This is a genomic window from Clostridium sp., assembly GCF_026168755.1.
Taxonomy (GTDB): Bacteria; Bacillota; Clostridia; order Clostridiales; family Clostridiaceae; genus Clostridium.
This window is the reverse complement of sequence record NZ_JAPFDR010000021.1, coordinates 35,441-49,662: the sequence shown is the minus strand read 5'-3', so window position 1 is coordinate 49,662 and position 14,222 is coordinate 35,441. Positions and strand designations below refer to the sequence as shown.

General features: G+C 28.4%; 19 protein-coding genes. 18 read left to right on the top strand and 1 reads right to left on the bottom strand.

Translation table 11 applies throughout. The features are described 5' to 3' along the window. The first annotated feature begins 270 nt into the window (after nucleotides 1–270). The 14 genes from spoIIAA (at nucleotide 271) to Q0Y03_RS09230 (ending at nucleotide 8,796) form a co-directional block, all read left to right on the top strand. Nucleotides 271–606, top strand: coding sequence for an anti-sigma F factor antagonist (gene spoIIAA, locus Q0Y03_RS09295; protein WP_133014447.1), 336 nt, complete (start codon nucleotides 271–273; stop codon nucleotides 604–606). 15 nt (nucleotides 607–621) lie between these two features. Further along, nucleotides 622–1,044, top strand: coding sequence for an anti-sigma F factor (gene spoIIAB / locus Q0Y03_RS09290; RefSeq protein ID WP_297713549.1), 423 nt, complete (start codon nucleotides 622–624; stop codon nucleotides 1,042–1,044). Between the two features lie 17 nt (nucleotides 1,045–1,061). Continuing rightward, on the top strand, nucleotides 1,062–1,814 hold the full coding sequence (gene sigF, locus Q0Y03_RS09285) for an RNA polymerase sporulation sigma factor SigF (protein ID WP_297713548.1): 753 nt from the start codon (nucleotides 1,062–1,064) through the stop codon (nucleotides 1,812–1,814). 198 nt (nucleotides 1,815–2,012) lie between these two features. Continuing rightward, entirely contained in the window at nucleotides 2,013–2,477 is a 465-nt protein-coding gene (gene spoVAC, locus Q0Y03_RS09280) for a stage V sporulation protein AC (protein WP_297713550.1), read from the top strand. Nucleotides 2,478–2,495: 18 nt separating this feature from the next. Further along, complete coding sequence (gene spoVAD / locus Q0Y03_RS09275) at nucleotides 2,496–3,515, top strand: stage V sporulation protein AD (RefSeq protein ID WP_297713547.1); 1,020 nt, start codon at nucleotides 2,496–2,498, stop codon at nucleotides 3,513–3,515. A gap of 20 nt (nucleotides 3,516–3,535) precedes the next feature. Further along, on the top strand, nucleotides 3,536–3,892 hold the full coding sequence (gene spoVAE, locus Q0Y03_RS09270; protein WP_297713546.1) for a stage V sporulation protein AE: 357 nt from the start codon (nucleotides 3,536–3,538) through the stop codon (nucleotides 3,890–3,892). 137 nt (nucleotides 3,893–4,029) lie between these two features. Beyond that, a complete protein-coding gene (locus Q0Y03_RS09265; RefSeq protein WP_291676439.1) occupies nucleotides 4,030–4,188 on the top strand; it encodes a DUF1540 domain-containing protein in 159 nt (52 codons plus the stop codon). A 204-nt stretch (nucleotides 4,189–4,392) separates the two neighbouring features. Then, the gene (locus tag Q0Y03_RS09260; protein ID WP_133014441.1) at nucleotides 4,393–4,602 is read left to right on the top strand and encodes a FeoA family protein; all 210 of its coding nucleotides are present in this window, start codon (nucleotides 4,393–4,395) and stop codon (nucleotides 4,600–4,602) included. A gap of 12 nt (nucleotides 4,603–4,614) precedes the next feature. After that, entirely contained in the window at nucleotides 4,615–4,836 is a 222-nt protein-coding gene (locus Q0Y03_RS09255) for a ferrous iron transport protein A (protein WP_297713544.1), read from the top strand. A 30-nt stretch (nucleotides 4,837–4,866) separates the two neighbouring features. Continuing rightward, entirely contained in the window at nucleotides 4,867–7,014 is a 2,148-nt protein-coding gene (gene feoB, locus Q0Y03_RS09250) for a ferrous iron transport protein B (RefSeq protein ID WP_297713543.1), read from the top strand. Between the two features lie 30 nt (nucleotides 7,015–7,044). Next, nucleotides 7,045–7,209, top strand: coding sequence for a FeoB-associated Cys-rich membrane protein (locus tag Q0Y03_RS09245; protein ID WP_297713542.1), 165 nt, complete (start codon nucleotides 7,045–7,047; stop codon nucleotides 7,207–7,209). 181 nt (nucleotides 7,210–7,390) lie between these two features. Next, complete coding sequence (locus Q0Y03_RS09240; RefSeq protein ID WP_297713541.1) at nucleotides 7,391–7,807, top strand: flavodoxin; 417 nt, start codon at nucleotides 7,391–7,393, stop codon at nucleotides 7,805–7,807. 7 nt (nucleotides 7,808–7,814) lie between these two features. Further along, a complete protein-coding gene (locus tag Q0Y03_RS09235) occupies nucleotides 7,815–8,453 on the top strand; it encodes a DUF3793 family protein (protein ID WP_297713540.1) in 639 nt (212 codons plus the stop codon). Nucleotides 8,454–8,511: 58 nt separating this feature from the next. Then, nucleotides 8,512–8,796, top strand: a complete 285-nt coding sequence (locus tag Q0Y03_RS09230) for a DUF2325 domain-containing protein (RefSeq protein ID WP_297713539.1) — start codon at nucleotides 8,512–8,514, stop codon at nucleotides 8,794–8,796. Nucleotides 8,797–8,873: 77 nt separating this feature from the next. On the opposite strand, the gene Q0Y03_RS09225 is transcribed toward Q0Y03_RS09230, so the two are convergent. Next, nucleotides 8,874–9,683 carry an EcsC family protein gene (locus Q0Y03_RS09225; RefSeq protein WP_297713538.1) on the bottom strand — a complete coding sequence of 270 codons (810 nt, stop codon included), beginning with the start codon at nucleotides 9,681–9,683 and terminating at the stop codon, nucleotides 8,874–8,876. Nucleotides 9,684–9,856: 173 nt separating this feature from the next. On the opposite strand from Q0Y03_RS09225, the gene Q0Y03_RS09220 reads away from it, so the two are divergent. From Q0Y03_RS09220 to Q0Y03_RS09205, 4 genes are all read left to right on the top strand, one after another. After that, nucleotides 9,857–11,656 carry an ABC transporter ATP-binding protein/permease gene (locus tag Q0Y03_RS09220; RefSeq protein WP_297713537.1) on the top strand — a complete coding sequence of 600 codons (1,800 nt, stop codon included), beginning with the start codon at nucleotides 9,857–9,859 and terminating at the stop codon, nucleotides 11,654–11,656. A 1-nt stretch (nucleotide 11,657) separates the two neighbouring features. Further along, entirely contained in the window at nucleotides 11,658–13,328 is a 1,671-nt protein-coding gene (locus tag Q0Y03_RS09215) for an ABC transporter ATP-binding protein (protein ID WP_297713536.1), read from the top strand. Nucleotides 13,329–13,434: 106 nt separating this feature from the next. Next, complete coding sequence (locus Q0Y03_RS09210; protein ID WP_297713535.1) at nucleotides 13,435–13,734, top strand: nitrous oxide-stimulated promoter family protein; 300 nt, start codon at nucleotides 13,435–13,437, stop codon at nucleotides 13,732–13,734. Between the two features lie 50 nt (nucleotides 13,735–13,784). After that, nucleotides 13,785–14,201 carry a YbaN family protein gene (locus Q0Y03_RS09205; RefSeq protein ID WP_297713534.1) on the top strand — a complete coding sequence of 139 codons (417 nt, stop codon included), beginning with the start codon at nucleotides 13,785–13,787 and terminating at the stop codon, nucleotides 14,199–14,201. The last annotated feature ends 21 nt before the right edge of the window (nucleotides 14,202–14,222 follow it).

Genomic DNA, 14,222 nt, shown 5'->3' with positions numbered 1-14,222 from the left:
GCGACGGTTAGGAGCTTCGAAGCTTTAGTAGATTTTATGGAAATAATAATATAAATTCTTAGTGAAATTATATTCCTTCCTGGAGATTATATAATCAATTTTTTCGGCATCACGGCATTCAAGCTCTAACGAACAATTTAGATATATTCTCATAATATCCATAAAAAGGTAAAAAATAGATTGACGACAAAATAAATATTATGTTAAAATTATGGAAAAAGAAGGAAGATGGGAGGGTGCTCTAATTATTTGTTTTTAGAGTTGATTATTATGTTTTTGAAATTTAATAAAGTTGATGATAAATTAGTCGTTACTCTTGTTGGAGAATTAGATCATCATAGTGCAGAAGAAGTTAGAGTAAAGATAGATGATAGAATAGAGAGAGATAACATAAAAAAAGTTATAATGGATTTTAAAGAAGTAACATTTATGGATAGTTCGGGTATAGGTGTTGTAATAGGTAGATTAAAGAAGATTAAGAATAGAGATGGAAAAGTATGCATAACTAATATTAATAAAAGAGTAGATAAAGTATTTACACTATCAGGGCTTTATAAAATAATTACTGTTTATAATAATGTAAATGAAGCACTTGCAAACATTTAATGGAGGGTTAATAACATGGAAGAAAATAGAGTATGTATAGAATTTGAAAGTAGATCTCAAAATGAAGGATTTGCTAGAGTTGCAGTTTCAGCTTTTGTTTCTCAATTAGATCCAACTATTGAAGAAATTGCAGATATTAAAACAGCTGTTTCAGAAGCTGTAACAAATTCTATAATTCATGGTTATGAAAATTATGAAAAGGGTATAATTAAGATCGAGTCTACAATTTCTGGAAAAGAAGTATCCGTTATAATTACTGATTATGGTAAAGGAATAGATGATGTTGATAAAGCTAGAGAACCTCTTTATACTTCAAGACCAGATCTTGAAAGATCTGGAATGGGATTTACTGTTATGGAAAGCTTCATGGATAGTTTAGAGGTAGAAAGTCAAAAAGGTAAGGGCACTAGAATTGTTATGACAAAGAAATTTAATTAGCGTATTAGGGGAGAGGTATGGAAAAGGGTAAACTAAAAAAAGAAAAGTTAAGCTATGAGGATAACTCAGAATTATTACCTCTAGCCAAAGCTGGAGATGCAGAGGCTATGAACAGGCTCATAGAAGCAAATTTACCTTTAGTGACTTCTATAAGTAAAAAGTTTATAAATAGAGGGTATGATTACGAAGATATTTATCAAATAGGATGTATGGGTCTTGTTAAGGCAATTAATAATTTTGATGATAAGTATAATGTTAAGTTCTCAACTTATGCTGTTCCAATGATAATTGGAGAAATAAAAAGATTTCTTAGAGATGATGGAATTATAAAGGTAAGTAGAAATGTTAAGAGTTTAGCTAAAAAGTTGCATTTTGATAAAGAAGCATTAACTAAAAAACTAAATAGGGATCCTAGTATAGAGGAACTAGCTGAATTTTCAGGTATAGATAAAGAAGAAATATTATTTGCTTTGGAGTCTTCTGCAAGTATGCAGTATCTTTATGAGGTAATTCATCAAGATGATGGTGCACCAGTTTTACTTATTGATAAGTTAAGTGAAAATGCAGCAGAAGATAAAAATTTAACTGAAAAATTAGCTTTAAAAGAGGCATTAAACAATTTAGATGTGAAATCTAGACAAATTATTGTATTAAGATATTTCAAAGATAAGACACAAATACAAGTGGCTAAAATGTTAGGGATAAGTCAAGTACAAGTATCGAGAATAGAGAAAAAGGTACTTTTAGAGATGAGAAAACAATTAGATTAAGGATGAACATAAGAAGATGTATAAGTTAAAAAAGAATAAATTTTTTGAATAAATCTACATTAAATAATAAAAAGTTATTTAATGTAGATTTTTTTGTAGAAGTAAAATAATAATTAAAATTGTAATAATATGAGTTAATTTTAAATTAAGAGGAATAATAAATTTATGAAAGAAAGGAGACGTAAATACATGGGAAAAATGGCTAAGGAAGAAAAGAAGATAATTAAGGATTTTGAAAATCTTTCAAAGGAAATGGTTCCTAAACCAAAGTATTTTAAAAATATTTTATTAGCTTTTCTAGTTGGTGGAGCTATATGTACTATAGGACAGTTTATACTAAATATGTTAATAAAATTTGGTATAGATGAAGAAACTGCTAAACTTTGGTTGCCTATAATAATGATATTTATTGGAGCATTATTAACGGGAATAGGAGTTTATGATAAGATAGCAAGTTTTGCTGGTGCTGGTACTATAGTGCCTATTACAGGATTTTCTAATGCAATGGTATCTCCTGCAATAGAATTTAAAAAAGAAGGTTTTGTTTTTGGTGTAGCAGCTAAAATGTTTACTATTGCAGGTCCCGTATTAGTTTATGGAATAGGAACATCAGTAATAATAGGATTAGTATATTATATTTTAGGACTTATGGGAATAGTTTAAATTGGAGAGTGAATATCAATGAATATAAAAAATAAAAAGGTAGGAAAACAAACTATTAAACTTGAAAATCCTCCTAAAATAATTTCAACTTATTCTATAGTTGGACCTAAAGAAGGAGAAGGTCCTTTAAAGGAGTATTTTCATGAAATATTAAATGATGATACTTTAGGTAAGGATAGTTTTGAAAAAGCAGAATCTGAAATGATGTATACAGCAATAAAAAATGCTATAAGCAATGCAAATTTAAGAGAAGAAAAAATAGATTATCTATTTGCAGGTGATTTATTAAATCAAATAACATCATCAAGTTTTGCTGCAAGAGAATTAAATATACCATTTATAGGATTGTATGGAGCTTGTTCTACAATGTCAGAATCTTTAAGTATGGCATCATTATTTTTAGATGGTGGATTTGGAGAGTATATTGTAGCTTCTACTTCATCACATTTTAGTTCTGCAGAAAGACAATTTAGATTTCCATTAGAATATGGATGTCAAAGGTGTCCAACATGCCAATGGACAGTTACAGGATCAGGAGCAATGGTTTTAGCTAGAAATGGAGATTTTCCTAAGGTAACATATGTAACTACAGGACTAGTAAAGGATTATGGAATAAAAGATGCTAATAACATGGGAGCTGCAATGGCTCCAGCAGCAGTAGATACAATTTATAATCATTTTAAAGATACAGGAAGAACACCTAAAGATTATGATGTAATTGCAACTGGAGATTTAGGGAAGGTAGGAAAAGAAATAACAACTAAATTATTATTAGATTATGGTTATGATGTAAAAGATAACTATGTGGATTGTGGAGATTTAATATTTGATGATGAAAGACAAAAAACTGATGCAGGTGGAAGCGGTTGTGGATGTTCAGCAGTTGTAACATGTGGATATTTTTATAAAAAATTAATGAGAAGAGAAATAAAAAGTTTACTATTAGTTTCTACAGGAGCATTAATGAGTACAACATCATCTCTTCAAGGAGAGAGTATACCAGGAATAGCTCATGCAGTAGCTATTGAATATAAATAGAAGGTAGGTAAGAGTTTATTATGGAATACGTAAGTGCATTTATTGTTGGAGGATTAATTTGTGTTGTTGCTCAAGTATTAATGGATACAACAAAATTAACTCCGGCTAGAATATTAGTTATATTTGTTACTCTTGGAGCAATTCTTGGAGGGTTTGGGATTTATGATAAATTAGTTCAAATTGGAGGTGCAGGAGCAACAATACCTTTACCTAGCTTTGGTAATGGTTTAGCAAAAGCAGCTATAAAGGGAGTAAAAGAAAATGGATTAATAGGAGCCTTTATAGGTGGTATTGAAGGAGCAGCAGGAGGAATTACAGCAGCAATATTTTTTGGATATTTAATGGCTCTTATTTTTAATCCTAAAACAAAACAATAATTTAATTGGCATTAAGATAGAATATAAAAAAATAAATACATAGAGAAAATTCATGAAGTTTTGATAGAAATCTTTTAGAATAATAACTCCTTTTATGGGAAAAATAATAGAGTACTAAAGACATGGAGGTGAAAGTTATGGAAAAGAACTCAAGCATTAAATGTAGTGTACAACAATGTAAGTATCATGCCTGTTCAGAAAATTATTGTACTTTAGATGCAATACAAGTTGGAACTCATGAAACTAATCCAACAGTTGTTGAATGTACAGATTGCCAATCATTTGTATTAAAATAATCTAAATTTAGATTAAAAATTAGTAGGTAACTTGGTAAAGAAAAATATTTCTATTCTAAGTTACTTACTTTTTTATGGCAAAAATAATTTTGTGTATTTATACAAAATAAAGATTTAATAGAAAAAAATATTTACTTTTACAAATAAAGGAGTATAATAATAGTGGAATAATGATAATCATTATCAGTATAAGGGGTGGAAAAAATGTCATTAATATTATCACAAGTAGGAGAAGAAGTTAAAATTAAAAAAATAACAGGAAATGCTGAAACAAAAAAGTTTTTAAACAGTTTAGGTTTTGTTATTGGTGAAGGTATTACAATAGTTTCTGATTTAGGTGGAAATTTAATAGTAAATATTAAAGGAGCTAGAATAGCTTTAGATAAAAGTATGGCAAGTAGAATAATGGTATAGGAGATAGTGGAAATGGCAACGTTAAAAGAAGTGAAATGTGGACAAACAGTAAAAGTTAAAAAAATAGAGGGTGCTGGTGCTGTTCGTAGACGAATAATGGATATGGGAATTACAAAGGGTAGTGAAATTTATGTTAGAAAAGTGGCACCATTAGGAGATCCTATAGAGGTTAATATAAGAGGATATGAATTAACATTACGTAAATATGATGCAGAAATGATAGTAGTTGAATAGGTGGTATTTAAAAATTAAGGGGGAAGAAGGATGTCTATAAAAATAGGGTTAGCAGGGAATCCAAATTGCGGTAAAACAACTATGTTTAATAACCTTACAGGAGCAAAGCAGTATGTGGGTAATTGGCCAGGAGTAACTGTAGAGAAAAAATCAGGTAAGATTAAAGGTTATAAAGATGTTGAATTGGTTGATTTACCAGGGGTATATTCTCTATCACCATACACATTAGAAGAAGTAGTAACTAGAAATTTTATGATAGATGAAAGACCAGATGTAATTATTAATATTATAGATGCGTCAAATATTGAAAGAAATTTGTATTTAACAACTCAAATATTAGAATTAGGTATTCCAACAGTAATAGCATTAAATATGATGGATGTTATAGAAAAAAGAGGAGATATCATTGATATTGAGAAGTTATCTAAAACCCTTGGATGCCCAGTAGTTAAAACAAGTGCATTAAAGGGAAATGGAACAAAGGAAGTTGCTATGAAGGCAATTGAAATAGCTAAAAATAATAAGAGTAATAACTTTAATATGAATTTTTCTCAAGAAGTAAAAGATGCACTAGAAGATATTAAAGGTATAATAAAAAGTAACAACATTAATTATTCAGGAGTTACTGAGCAATGGATTTCTATTAAAGTTTTTGAGCGTGATAGTGATTTTATAAATAAAATAACATTAGACAATAACGTTAAAGAAAAAATAGAATCAATTATTGTAAAATGTGAAAAAGAATTTGATGATGATGCAGAAGGAATTATTACTGGTGAAAGATATGAATTTATTGGAACACTTGTTTCAAAAGTTGTTAAGAAAAAGAACATATCAAAACATACTGTATCAGATAAAATAGATAAAATAGTTACCAATCGTATATTAGCATTACCTATATTTGCTTTAATTATGTGGGAAGTATACTATATAGCTGTTAGTTCATTAGGTGCAATATTAACAGATTGGACAAATGATACTTTATTTGGAGAAATAATCGGAGAAAATGTCGCTGCATTTTTAGAAAATGTAGGAACAGCACCTTGGCTACAAGGGCTAATAAATGATGGAATAATTGGCGGTGTTGGAGCTGTTTTAGGGTTTGTTCCACAAATAATGTTATTATTCTTTTTATTATCATTATTAGAGGATTGTGGATACATGGCTAGAATAGCCTTCATTATGGACAGAATTCTACGTAAGTTTGGATTGTCAGGAAAATCATTTATACCTGTACTTATAAGCTCAGGTTGTGGAGTTCCAGGAATAATGGCAACACGTACTATGGAGAACGATAAAGATAGAAAACTTACTATAATGCTTACTACATTTATTCCTTGTGGAGCTAAATTACCGATAATAGCATTGTTTGCAGCAGCTATTTTTGGAGGAGCATCTTGGGTAGCACCAGTTATTTATTTCCTAGGAATTTTTATGATTATAATTTGTGGAATTATTTTAAATAAGACTAAAGCATTTAAAGGGGAAGCAGCACCCTTTGTTATGGAACTTCCACAATATCACATTCCAAGTATGAAGGGTGTTTTAATTCATATGTGGGATAGAGGAAAGGCGTTTATTGTAAAGGCTGGAACTATTATATTTGTTGCATGTGCTGTAATTTGGTTTACTAGTTCATTTAATTGGACATTACAAATGGTTGATGCTCAAGATAGTATATTAGCAAGTATAGGTAAAGTAATAGCACCAATATTTGCTCCTCTTGGATTTGGCAATTGGCAATCAGCAGTATCAACTGTAACTGGTCTAGTAGCTAAGGAAAATGTTGTAGGAACATTTGGAGTATTATTTGGTATAGCAGAAGTAGCAGAGGATACACCAGCATTATTAACACAAATTGGAACAATGTTTACCTCAGCAAGTGGATTGGCATTTATAGCATTTAATATGCTTAATGCACCTTGTTTTGCAGCTATAGGTGCAATTAGAAGAGAAATGGGATCTTGGAAATGGATGTGGATAACAGTTGGTTTCCAAACATTAACTGCATATATAGTTGCATTAGTAATAAACCAAGTTGGTAGTTTATTATTGGGAGATGGTAGTGTAATTGGAGCCGTGGCTTCAATATTAATTGCAGTACTAGCCATCTTAATAGCTATTGGATCAGGAAGAGATATAAAGACTAATAAAGAAGGCAGAGAAATAAGTGGATAAAATATTGTAATAAACAAGGAAGTGATATAAATGGCAACATTTATTATTGGAGCAATAGTATTTGCTTTGTTATTTTTAGCTGTATTGAATATGTTTAAGAAGAGTAAAAATAATAGTGATGGATGTGGTTGTGGTTGTTCAGGATGTTCTATCAAAAAATCATGCAATAGTAACATAAAATTTAAGCACAAGTAGATACTTTATATTTTAGGGGGTACTGGAAGGAGTTTTAGTATCTTCTATTTTTTTATGAAAATGTAGATAAGTATAAAATAATTGCAAAAAATTTCAAGTTATATATTGACATGATAAAGAGAATACTATATTATAATAAATAATTGAGAATGAATATCAATATTGCTTGGGAGGAGAGAATATGAAAATAGTTTATTATTCAGCATCTGGAAACACTGAGAAAATGGCAAATTTAATTGCAGAGGGGATAGTTAATGGTGGAAAAAGTGTAGAGGTAATTAATGTATCAGATGCAAATGCTAATATATTTGATAATGAAGAAATAGTTATACTTGGGTGTCCAGCTATGGGTGATGAAGTATTAGAAGAAAATGAATTTGAACCTTTCGTAGAAGAAATATCGTCTAAAATTTCAGGAAAAAAAGTTGCTTTATTTGGATCATATGGATGGGGAGATGGTCAATGGATGAGAGATTGGCAAGAAAGAATGGAGTCTTTAGGTTGTACCTTAATTGATGATGGGTTAATAATTCAATATGAGCCTGAGGATAACTCTTCTGAGTGTATTGAATTAGGAATGACTATAGCAAAGGCGTAGAAATAAATTGAAGCAAGTTGAATTTTACAAAAGTCTTGCTAATATGGAAGAAAGGGAGTGCATTGAAAAGTTTTTAATTTACAATGCCTCTCTGGTAATCTCAGGAGTTAAACCATCAGCAACCATCACAATAAAAAAAGACAAAGAAAATTTATATGATAAATGGATAAAGTACGGAATTGATTTTTTAGAAGCTATTGATATTCAATATATAGATTTAAGAGAATGTAGTAATGCGTTAATTATATTGATATATAATAAAAAGCAATTATCAAACTATATATTTAGAAAAGATAATAAAAGATTCTTAATGCAATTAGGATATTCAGATAAGAGTGATATAAATAATTATTTATATATGCTAAAGAACAGATATAAAGAATTTAATTGTCCACATGAATTAGGTATATTTTTAGGCTTTCCATTAAATGATGTTATGGATTTTATGAATTGTAAAAATAAAAAATGTTTAAGATGTGGATATTGGCTTGTATATAATAATTTACAAGAAGCCAAGGAAACTTTCAGTAGATATGATAAAGTTAAGGAGCATACTGTAAATTATATTTTAAATGGAGATTCATCTCATAATGTAGCTTGCTCTATAAGAGGTTTATTTGAAGAATATGAAGAAGCTAGTGCATAAGACAATTATTCCAATTAATAAGATTAAAGATAATAAATAGTTAAAAGGAGAGGAAAAAATGAGTGTAGTAATAGTTGGTGGTCATGATAAAATGACTAAAGATTATATTAGAGTATGTAAAAAATATAATTGTAAGGCAAAGGTTTTTACTCAAATGGAAACAGGGTTAAAGAATAAAATTGGAATGCCAGATGCAGTTATATTATTAACAGATGTAGTATCTCATAAACTTGTATTGACGGCAAAGAGAGAAGCAGATAAGAAAAATATAAGGGTTATAAGAAAGCATAAAAGTACATTAAATGCAGTGGAATCACTTATTAAGGAAATAGTATTAAACTAAAGTGTGAGTATATGAGGAAGTTAAAATTAAAAAAGCGGCTAGTTATAAATTAGAGTTATATCTAGTCGCTTTTGTTATTATATTAAGAGTTTATTTAAATATCTTTGTTTATATTTGAGTTTAGCTATAGTGCTTATATCTTGTAATGTTTTAAAATTGGCAATTCCACCAATAACTCCGACTATAGGAAGACCTTGTATAAATTTTGAAGTTAACATATAAGTAGAGATTTTATTAGAAGTTTCTTTTAATGTTTCATCAATATTGTAATCATGATATTGATTATTATCTATTTCACTTGCTATAGTGTCTAATTTATTAAAATAAATTTTTCTTTCAGTACCTAAAGTGACGGAAGCAGAAATTATATTTAAAATATAAACTCTCTCTTCATGAGAATTATAATCAAATCCATAACTTAAACTAATTTCATAAATAGACTTTAAAATTACTCCAATATATATAGGGATGTCAGGAAGTCCTATACCTAATAGTCCTAGAGCACTACCTTCAATAGCACTAACAGATTTATTTATAAATGTTTTTTTATTTGCAGACTTATCAATTTTTTTTAGATTTTTTTTTGTTGGATATTTATTTATTGCGTAAGAGTGTATATCAAATTCCATGTTTATATTTTCTTTATTATAAGTTTTTTCAATTATACCTATACCTTTATCAAATACTGTTTTAAATCCTTTTTCAAAGGCAATATTTAAAGTGACTTGAAGTTTTTCAGGGATTTTCTCTTCAATATTTGCTTTTAAAGGATCTAATTTAGTTTTTATAATACCAGGATTTCTTTCAGCTGTTAATTTTTCTTCTTTTTTATTAAGTTGTTTTAGTTGTCTTTCAATTAATTTGTTTTTGCTTGAAAATTTATTCATATTATTACTCCTAAAATATGTACTATAAGTTAATTATAATACAAAAATAGAAAATTTATTAATGAAAGTATTGAAAATAATTATCATTTGGGTTATAGTATATTAAGTGATAATAAATATCAGTTGAAAGTTTGTTTCAAATGAATAAAGGATTCAAAGGAGGAGTATATATTATGATGATAAATAAAAGGTTGATAAACCTATGTAAAGATTCTAAAAAATACATAGCATTAACTATTTTGGTCAATTGGATTGCAGTTTTATGTAATATAGTTACTATAATACTAATTGGTCAATTTATTAATAAAATTTATATAGGTGAAAGATTAGATCTTAATGGAGATAATGTTTTTGAATCTATGATGAACTATAAAATATGGGGGAGTATTTCACTACTATCGGGAATTATAATTATAGGAATTTTACTAGCTATAAGATATTTATGTAATATTTTATATGCTAAGTTTTCAAATGCAGCCTCTGCAAATGCAAGAGTAACATTAAGAGAACTTATTTACAAAAAATTATTAAAATTAGGTACTGGATATACTAATGTTGAAAGTACATCAGCAGTAGTTCAAGTATCTGTTGAGGGAATAGAGCAATTAGAAATTTATTTTGGTAAATATCTATCACAATTTTTCTACGCACTTTTAGTACCAGTAACATTATTTGCTTTTATGAGCTTTATTTCATTTAAAGCAGCACTTGTATTTATACTTTGTGTACCTCTTATACCAATATCAATAATTGCAATTATGAAAATTGCTAAAAGAATATTAAAGGATTATTGGAAGTCCTATTCAGATTTAGGAGGTACTTTCTTAGAAAATCTTCAAGGATTAACTACACTAAAAGTATTTAATATTGATGAAAAAAGACATGAGAAAATGAATGAAGAAGCCGAAAAGTTTAGAAAAATAACTATGAAGGTTTTAAGTATGCAGCTAAATTCAATAACAATAATGGATTTAGTAGCTTTTGGTGGTGCTGCAGCAGGAACAATTGTTGCATTAATTCAATTTAAAAATGGAGAGATTCCTGTAGGAAGTCTACTTATTATAATATTACTTTCATCAGAATTCTTTATACCACTTAGACTTTTAGGTTCTTATTTCCATATAGCTATGAATGGTATGGCGGCAAGTGATAGAATGTTTGGTATTTTAGATGCTGAAGAAAGAGAGAAAGACGTAATCTCTAATGAAGAAGTTAAATTTAGTGATATAAATGTAAAATTAGAAAATGTTGATTTTAGCTATGATGGTGAAAGAAAAGTATTAAATAATATAAATATGGAAATTACACCAAGTGGATTAGTTGCAATAGTAGGGGAAAGTGGATCAGGTAAAAGTACAATTGCCTCACTTATATTAAATAACAGTAAAGTTACTAAAGGTGAAATAAGAGTAAATAATACTAATATAGAAAATATATCTTTAGATAATATTTATGGAAACATAGCCTTAGTTTCTACTAATAGTTACATATTTAATGGAACTATTTTAGATAATTTATTAATGGCTAAGAGAGATGCATCAGAGGATGAAATAAATAAGGCATTAAAAACTGCAAGATTATATGATTTTGTTAAAGGGTTAAAAGATGGATTATTAACTGATGTTGGTCAAGCAGGTAGTGCATTATCAGGAGGACAAAAGCAAAGATTAGCTTTAGCTAGAGTTATCTTAGCAGATAGACCAATGATAATTTTTGATGAAGCAACTTCAAATATAGATGTTGAAAGTGAAGAAAGTATTTGGGAAGCTATTTATGAACTTTCTAAAAATAAAACTATATTAGTAATTTCTCATAGATTAGCCAATGTAAAAGAGGCTAAGAAGGTTTATGTCATGAATAAAGGCCACTTAGTAGAAAGTGGATCTTATGAAGAGTTAATGAGTAAAGAAAATTATTATTATGATATGGTTAATAAGCAAAATGAATTAGAAATGATAAGGGAGGTTTGCTAGTATGAAAAGAAGATCAGGCTTCCAAATAATGAAGAGATTAATAGTGGAATTAAAACCATTAGCACCAATTATGGCAATTACTATAAGTATGGGTGTTATAGGGTTTTTAGCTGCAATAGCTATAGCGAGTTTTGGAGCAATAGCTATAGGTGCATTCATAGGTGATATTACATTTATTAGCTTTACTGGTGCAATGGTAGTTATGGCTGTAAGTGCACTTTTAAGAGGATTTTTAAGATATGGTGAACAATTATCTGGCCACTATATTGCTTTTAAAATACTATATATATTAAGAGATAAGATATTTGCTAAGCTTAGAAAATTAGCGCCTGCTAAATTAGAGGGTCAAGAAAAGGGAAATCTTATTTCGTTAATAACTTCAGATATTGAGCTTTTAGAGGTATTTTATGCTCATACAATAGCTCCAATATCAATTGCAATAATAACTAACAGTATTATTTCTATAATATTATTTATAATAAATCCTTGGTTTGGGGGGTTATCAGTAATATTCTTCTTAATAGTTGGATTTCTTATTCCTTATGCTTCTTCTAGTTTAGGTAAAGAGGCTGGTGTTGCTTATAGAAATATGTTTGGTGAATGTAATAACTATATACTTGACTCTTTAAGAGGGTTAAAGGAAGTATTACTATTTAAATCAGGTGATGAAAGATTAAATGAAATTAACTCAAAATCACATAGAATAAATGAAAGCCTTGATAAAATTAAAGAGCATGAAGGTATAATAAGAGCTATTACAGATTTAACTATAATGATTGCAATATTAACTTTTGTTGGTGTTGGATTTGCTCAATATTCAATTGGGAATATTTCATTTACATGGATGCTTGTAGCTATAGTAATAATTGCTTCATCTTTTGGACCAGTAGTTGCTTTAAGTAACCTTTCAAATACATTACTTCAAACTTTTGCTTGTGCAGAAAGATTATTTGATTTAATTGATGAAGAGCCACATGTAGAGGAAGTTTTAGATGGACACTTAGTAAATGGTGAGTCAATAGCTTATGATAATGTAACATTCTCTTACCCAAATAGAAAAGAAAAGATTTTTGATAATACATCAGTTCATATAAAAAGAGGGGATAAGATAGCCCTTATAGGTGAAAGTGGAATTGGTAAGAGTACATTTGTTAAGCTTATGATGAGATTTTGGGATGTAAATGAAGGAAAAATTAACTTAGATAATAAAAATATTAAAGAGGTTAATACTGCATCTCTTAGAAGTAGCCAAACTTTAGTTAGTCAAGAAACGTATTTGTTTAATGAAACTATAATGGATAATATAAAAATAGGTAATGATAATGCAACGAAAGAAGATGTAATAAGAGCTGCTAAGATGGCATCTATACATGAGTTTATAGAAACTTTACCTAAAGGATACGATACTAAGGTTGGAGAACTTGGAGGAAATCTTTCTTCAGGAGAAAAGCAAAGAATAGGACTAGCAAGAGCATTCTTAAGTAATGGAGAGATTTTAATTTTAGATGAACCTACAAGTAACTTAGATACATTAAATGAAGGTGAAATACTAAAATCAATAAAAGAAAATTGTGAAGATAAGACAATAGTACTTATTTCACATAGAAAATCAACAACGGCTGTTTGTAATAAGACATATAAGCTTGAAAATAGTAAGTTAGTATTAAGCTAATTAAATAAAGGCTGTATCATAATGAAATTATGAGTTTTGATGCAGTCTTTTATTAAAAGGATATTATGATAATGATTATCATTAATATTTTGAAAGGGGCATTAATATGGGAAGAATAGATAGAGAAAAAAAGACTATAAAGCTAATGATAGATATATATTGTCAAAAGAAGCATGGCAATAAAAAAGGTGAATTATGTGAAGAGTGTGCAGAGTTATTAGAATATGCACATAAAAGACTTAGTTTTTGTAAGTTTGGTGAAAATAAATCTACTTGTTCAAGATGTCCAATTCATTGCTATAAAAAAGATATGAAGGAAAAGGTAAAGGAAGTAATGAAGTTTTCTGGACCAAGACTGATTATTTATAATCCAGTTGAACTTATTAGACATGCGTTAAATAAATAGTAATAAATATTAGGAAATATAAAAAGTATTAATTAAAAGGGGAGTAAAGCATGAATAAAGTAAAGAAATATTTTTATATAACTTTAGGGTTTATAGCACTTGGGTTAGGGCTTGTAGGAGTAATATTACCCATATTACCAACAACACCATTTTTATTATTAACATCATTTTGTTTTGCAAAGGGATCTGACAGATTTCATGTTTGGTTTACAAACACAAATATTTACAAAAAGCATTTAGAGAGTTTTGTAAAGGAAAGAGCTATGACATTAAAACAAAAAGTTGTATTACTAAGTTTCGTTAATTTTATGTTAGCTTTTCCTTTAATATTAGTTGATGTATTACCTATGAGAATAACTATTATAGTATTAATAATAATTAAATTATATTACTTTATATTTAAAGTTAAGACAATTACTCCAGAAGAAAAGCTTGTAATGGAAGCGGCAAGAAGAAAAATGGCTTAATGAAAAATATTAATTTACGGA

Coding starts and splice junctions, on each gene's coding strand:
- Q0Y03_RS09255 (WP_297713544.1), top strand. CDS start 4,615: ATGGCAACGTTAAAAGAAGTGAAATGTGGACAAACAGTAAAAGTTAAA.
- Q0Y03_RS09265 (WP_291676439.1), top strand. CDS start 4,030: ATGGAAAAGAACTCAAGCATTAAATGTAGTGTACAACAATGTAAGTAT.
- spoIIAB (WP_297713549.1), top strand. CDS start 622: ATGGAAGAAAATAGAGTATGTATAGAATTTGAAAGTAGATCTCAAAAT.
- Q0Y03_RS09260 (WP_133014441.1), top strand. CDS start 4,393: ATGTCATTAATATTATCACAAGTAGGAGAAGAAGTTAAAATTAAAAAA.
- Q0Y03_RS09230 (WP_297713539.1), top strand. CDS start 8,512: ATGAGTGTAGTAATAGTTGGTGGTCATGATAAAATGACTAAAGATTAT.
- Q0Y03_RS09225 (WP_297713538.1), bottom strand. CDS start 9,683: ATGAATAAATTTTCAAGCAAAAACAAATTAATTGAAAGACAACTAAAA.
- Q0Y03_RS09205 (WP_297713534.1), top strand. CDS start 13,785: ATGAATAAAGTAAAGAAATATTTTTATATAACTTTAGGGTTTATAGCA.
- sigF (WP_297713548.1), top strand. CDS start 1,062: ATGGAAAAGGGTAAACTAAAAAAAGAAAAGTTAAGCTATGAGGATAAC.
- spoVAC (WP_297713550.1), top strand. CDS start 2,013: ATGGCTAAGGAAGAAAAGAAGATAATTAAGGATTTTGAAAATCTTTCA.
- Q0Y03_RS09240 (WP_297713541.1), top strand. CDS start 7,391: ATGAAAATAGTTTATTATTCAGCATCTGGAAACACTGAGAAAATGGCA.
- spoVAD (WP_297713547.1), top strand. CDS start 2,496: ATGAATATAAAAAATAAAAAGGTAGGAAAACAAACTATTAAACTTGAA.
- Q0Y03_RS09220 (WP_297713537.1), top strand. CDS start 9,857: ATGATGATAAATAAAAGGTTGATAAACCTATGTAAAGATTCTAAAAAA.
- Q0Y03_RS09245 (WP_297713542.1), top strand. CDS start 7,045: ATGGCAACATTTATTATTGGAGCAATAGTATTTGCTTTGTTATTTTTA.
- Q0Y03_RS09215 (WP_297713536.1), top strand. CDS start 11,658: ATGAAAAGAAGATCAGGCTTCCAAATAATGAAGAGATTAATAGTGGAA.
- Q0Y03_RS09210 (WP_297713535.1), top strand. CDS start 13,435: ATGGGAAGAATAGATAGAGAAAAAAAGACTATAAAGCTAATGATAGAT.
- spoIIAA (WP_133014447.1), top strand. CDS start 271: ATGTTTTTGAAATTTAATAAAGTTGATGATAAATTAGTCGTTACTCTT.
- feoB (WP_297713543.1), top strand. CDS start 4,867: ATGTCTATAAAAATAGGGTTAGCAGGGAATCCAAATTGCGGTAAAACA.
- spoVAE (WP_297713546.1), top strand. CDS start 3,536: ATGGAATACGTAAGTGCATTTATTGTTGGAGGATTAATTTGTGTTGTT.